The sequence below is a fragment of the Streptomyces sp. WELS2 genome (genome assembly GCF_013870595.1).
Taxonomy (GTDB): domain Bacteria; phylum Actinomycetota; class Actinomycetes; order Streptomycetales; family Streptomycetaceae; genus Streptomyces.
This window is the reverse complement of record NZ_JACBWZ010000693.1, coordinates 1-3,354: the sequence shown is the minus strand read 5'-3', so window position 1 is coordinate 3,354 and position 3,354 is coordinate 1. Positions and strand designations below refer to the sequence as shown.

Here is a 3,354-nt window from a genome sequence, read left to right as displayed (position 1 = left end):
GCCGCCGCCGTCGCCTCCGGGACATCGCGGCTCTGCGCGACACCGCCCAGCACGGACTTCTTTCCCTGGTGGCGGGTTCAGGGTACGGCGGGCGTCACGGCCGGGGCCGTGCGCCGTATGACCAGGGACATCAGGGCCGCCGCCGCGCACAGGGTGCCGGAGGCGTACCAGACCAGGTCGTAGGAGCCGAAGACGTCCCGGGCTACACCGCCGAGGTAGGCGACGAGGGCCGCGCCGATCTGGTGGGAGGCGAGGACCCAGCCGAAGACGATGGCGCTGTCCTCGCCGAACTGCTCGCGGCACAGGGCCAGGGTGGGCGGGACGGTGGCCACCCAGTCCAGTCCGTAGAAGATGATGAAGAAGATCATCGACGGCTTTATGGAGGGGCCGAGCAGCATCGGCAGGAAGAGCAGGGACAGTCCGCGCAGGGCGTAGTAGACGGCGAGCAGGCGGCGCGGTTCGAACCGGTCGGTGAACCAGCCGGAGGCGATCGTGCCGGCGACGTCGAACACGCCGATGACCGCGAGCAGCGAGGCCGCCGTCGTCACGGGCATGCCGTGGTCGTGCTCGGCGGGCACGAAGTGCGTCTGCACCAGTCCGTTGGTGGAGGCGCCGCAGATCGCGAAGGTGCCGGCCAGCAGCCAGAAGGTGCCGGTGCGGACGGAGGCGGACAGCACGGTGAGCGTACGGCGGGCGGCGCCGGCGACCGGCGGCGGCTTGGGCACGAACTCGCTCGCGCCGTACGGCTTCTCGCCCACGTCGGCCGGGTGGTCGCGCAGCAGCAGCCAGACCAGGGGCACCACGGCCAGCGCGGTCAGCCCGACCGTGACCGCGGCGGGCCGCCAGCCGTGGCCCTCCACGACCCGGGACAGCAGCGGCAGGAAGATCAACTGCCCGGAGGCGGAGGCCGCGGTGAGGATGCCGCTGACCAGGCCGCGCCGCTCGGTGAACCAGCGGTTGGTGACCGTCGCGGCGAACGCCAGCGCCATGGAGCCGGTGCCCAGCCCTACCAACAGGCCCCAGCACAGAAGCAGTTGCCAGGGTGCTGTCATCCACACGGTCAGCAGGGAGCCGAACGCGATCACGGTGAGCGCGGCGGCGACCACCCGGCGGATGCCGAAACGGTCCATCAGAGCGGCGGCGAACGGCGCGGTCAGCCCGTACAGGGCCAGGTTGATGGAGACGGCCGCGCCGATCGTGCCGCGCGACCAGCCGAACTCCTGGTGCAGCGGGTCGATGAGCAGACCGGGCAGCGAACGGAAGGCCGCCGCGCCCGTGATCGTGACGAAGGTGACGGCGGCGACGAACCAGGCGCGGTGCACTCGGCGGCGCCGTGGGGGCGGGACCTGAACGGGGGCGGCGGCTGGGGTTGTCTGAGTCACGTCACGAGCCTCCGATTTGCGCACCTGTCACATCGAGTGGCCCGAAGGACAGCATTCGTTAGGATCGGGCCATGACCTACGAAGGCGCGTTCCGCCCGCACCGGGTCGCCGTTCTCGCCCTGGACGGCCTGCTGCCCTTCGAACTGGGCATCCCGCACCGGATCTTCGGCCGTCCCCGGGACGCCCGGCGGCGCCGCCTGTACGAGGTCGTCACCTGCTCCGTCCGCCCGCCCGGCCGGGTCGAGACGGACGCCGACTTCACCCTGCACGTGCCGCACGGCCCGCAGGTGCTGGCCACCGCCGACACGGTGATCATCCCGGCCTCCTACGAGCTGGGCCCGGTCTACGAGGAGGGCCGGCTCACCGACGAACTCGCCGTCGCCCTCTCCCACATCCGCCCCGGCACCCGGCTGGCCTCCATATGCACCGGAGCCTACGTGCTCGCCGCCGCCGGCTATCTGGACGGCCGGCCGGCCACCACGCACTGGGCCGACGCCGAGCGATTCCAGCGGATGTTCCCGAAGGTCGAGGTGGACGCCAACGTGCTGTTCATCGACGACGGCGACGTGCTGACCTCGGCCGGGGTGGCCGCCGGGCTCGATCTGTGCCTGCACATGGTCCGCCGCGACTTCGGCACGGCGGTCGCCAACGACGTCGCCCGGATCACGGTCGTACCGCCCCACCGCGACGGCGGCCAGGCCCAGTACGTCCAGCGCCCGGTGCCCGATCCCCAGCTCGCCACGACGGCGACCGCCCGCGCCTGGGCGCTCGGCCGGCTGCACGAGCCGATCCAGCTGCGGGACATGGCCGCGCAGGAGGCGATGTCGGTGCGCACCTTCACCCGGCGCTTCCGCGAGGAGGTCGGCATCAGCCCCGGCCAGTGGCTCACCCAGCGGCGCGTGGAGCGGGCCCGTCAACTGCTGGAGTCCACCGGGCTGTCGATGGACCAGGTGGCCCGGGAGTCCGGCTTCGGCACGGCCCAGTCGATGCGCCAGCACCTACAGGCCGCGCTGGGCGTCACCCCCACCGCCTACCGGCGCACCTTCCGCACCAACGGCGGCACCGAGCTGTCCGGCCGCACCGGTCGTGCCGGCGCCGGCGCCGGCACTCCGCGCTGACCGGCCGGCGCGTATCTCGCCCCACCAGCCGACCGCCGTCAGCAGCAGGGTGAGGCCCACGCCCGCCAGGACCGCCGTCGAGGGCGCGGTGAGCGGCAGCAGGGCACCGGCGAGCGAGCCGGTGGCCGCGTAACCGGCGCCTACGGCGGCGTACATGACGGAATACCCGGCCGCCAGGGCGTGTGGCGGGAGCGCCTCGCGCAGCGACAGGTTGCGGGTGAGCATCGCCCCGGACTGGAGCGGTCCCGCCACGGCCGGCGCCACCGCCATGCCCGGCGCCGCCGGTATCAGGGCGACCAGGCAGACCGCGGCCCAGACCAGGACCCGCCGGGAGACGACATCGCGGTAACTCATGCCTCGACGGTAGGGGGCGGCACCGACAGCCGCCTCCCCCGCTTACGGCGCCTGTGGACAACCCTGACGCCCACTCAGGAAAGCGCCGCCCTGACGCCTCCTCGCCCAGGGCACGGCCCGGAGATCCCGAAGAGTTGTCCACAGCCTGTGGAGAAGCCGGCCGGTACGCATGCCTGCCGTCGGCGATGCCCGGGCCGTTCGTGGGCCCGACGGGCACGCCGTGGCACCGGTGGCCGTCTCGTGAACGGCGGCACCGGTGTGCCCATGACCGCGTGACGCCGGCGGCGTCCGGGCCGCTACACCGCTTCGAAGGCGAAGCCCTCGTACGCGGGCAGTCCGCATCCGTACGCGAGCGCCGCGTTCCGCCGGGGCGGTGAACAGCGGTCCAGTTCACACCAGATGCTCTTGCCGGCGCCCTCGGGGCTCCAGCCCCAGCGGTCGGCGAGACACTCCACGAGGGCCAGACCCCGCCCGCCGGTGGCGTCGTCGTCGGCGCACCG

The 3,354-nt window shown here is 73.1% G+C and carries 4 protein-coding genes and 1 pseudogene; 2 read left to right on the top strand and 3 right to left on the bottom strand.

Going from position 1 to position 3,354, the window contains the following annotated elements:
- Window positions 1-77: 77 nt before the first annotated feature.
- Window positions 78-1,382, bottom strand: coding sequence for an MFS transporter (locus tag H5J33_RS28250; RefSeq protein ID WP_181797665.1), 1,305 nt, complete (start codon window positions 1,380-1,382; stop codon window positions 78-80).
- Window positions 1,383-1,453: 71 nt separating this feature from the next.
- Here H5J33_RS28250 and H5J33_RS28245 point away from each other — a divergent pair, with 71 nt between their 5' ends.
- Entirely contained in the window at window positions 1,454-2,500 is a 1,047-nt protein-coding gene (locus tag H5J33_RS28245; protein ID WP_181797664.1) for a GlxA family transcriptional regulator, read from the top strand.
- On the opposite strand, the gene H5J33_RS28240 is transcribed toward H5J33_RS28245, so the two are convergent.
- Window positions 2,381-2,854 (bottom strand): hypothetical protein, encoded by a 474-nt coding sequence (locus H5J33_RS28240; protein WP_399552946.1) that lies wholly within the window; start codon window positions 2,852-2,854, stop codon window positions 2,381-2,383. The genes H5J33_RS28245 and H5J33_RS28240 overlap by 120 nt on opposite strands.
- A 128-nt stretch (window positions 2,855-2,982) precedes the next feature.
- On the opposite strand from H5J33_RS28240, the pseudogene H5J33_RS37860 reads away from it, so the two are divergent.
- Window positions 2,983-3,075: pseudogene (locus H5J33_RS37860) on the top strand (cyclase family protein); the annotation flags it as partial.
- Between the two features lie 75 nt (window positions 3,076-3,150).
- On the opposite strand, the gene H5J33_RS28235 reads toward H5J33_RS37860, so the two are convergent.
- Window positions 3,151-3,354: ATP-binding protein (locus H5J33_RS28235; protein ID WP_181797663.1), on the bottom strand; the 204-nt coding region annotated here is incomplete at its 5' end.

Bases quoted from the DNA above. Each gene is read 5' to 3' on its own strand.
- H5J33_RS28240 (WP_399552946.1), bottom strand. From the start codon at position 2,854: ATGAGTTACCGCGATGTCGTCTCCCGGCGGGTCCTGGTCTGGGCCGCG.
- H5J33_RS28245 (WP_181797664.1), top strand. From the start codon at position 1,454: ATGACCTACGAAGGCGCGTTCCGCCCGCACCGGGTCGCCGTTCTCGCC.